At 68.3% G+C, this 695-nt stretch carries 2 protein-coding genes; both read left to right on the top strand.

What is annotated here, in order from left to right; genetic code table 11:
- On the top strand, positions 1 to 348 hold a 348-nt coding region (locus NBW84_RS22955), incomplete at its 5' end, for a GntR family transcriptional regulator (RefSeq protein WP_250287330.1).
- Positions 345 to 695, top strand: a 351-nt coding sequence (locus tag NBW84_RS22950; RefSeq protein WP_250287327.1) for an ATP-binding cassette domain-containing protein, incomplete at its 3' end; no start/stop codon positions are given. The genes NBW84_RS22955 and NBW84_RS22950, both read left to right, overlap by 4 nt.

Raw genomic sequence — 695 nt, 5'->3', positions numbered from 1 at the left:
CGGCCGCTGTTCCTGCAGATCGCCGAGCAGATCGAGAACGCGATCGTCGACGGCAGCCTGGCCGCGGACACGCAGGTGCCCTCCACCAACGAGCTCGCGGCCTTCCACCGCATCAACCCGGCGACCGCGGCGAAGGGCATCAACCAGCTCGTCGCCGACGGGATCCTCTACAAGAGACGAGGGATCGGCATGTTCGTCGCCGCCGACGCCCGCGCGCAGCTGCTGGAACGCCGGCGCGAGAACTTCACGCGGCAGTACCTCACCCCGCTCATGGCGGAGGCGGACAAGCTCGGCATGGGTGCCGAGGAGATCAAGAAACTGATCGAGGCCTGGGAGCACAAGCGATGAACGTGGTGCGGATGGCCGGGGTGACCAAGCGCTACGGCGACGTCGCCGCGCTCGACGGCGTGAGCCTCGAGCTGGCCGAGAACACGATCCACGGCCTGCTGGGCCGTAACGGGGCCGGGAAGACGACGGTGATGCGGATCCTCACCGGGCAGGCGTTCGAGACCGGCGGGGAGGTGGCGGTCTTCGGGCAGCACCCGTACGAGAACGCCGACGTGCTCTCCCGGATGTGCTTCATCAAGGAAAGCCAGCACTACCCGGACAAGTTCCGGGTCAAGCACGCGCTGCGGGCCGCGGAACTGCTCTACCCGCACTGGGATCCGGCGTTCGCCGCGTCGCTGCTGGCGGAC

The organism is Protofrankia sp. CiP1_Cm_nod2 (genome assembly GCF_920664355.1).
Lineage (GTDB): Bacteria > Actinomycetota > Actinomycetes > Frankiales > Frankiaceae > Protofrankia.
Note: the sequence above shows the minus strand (reverse complement) of the source record. Positions and strands in the feature narration are given on the sequence as shown.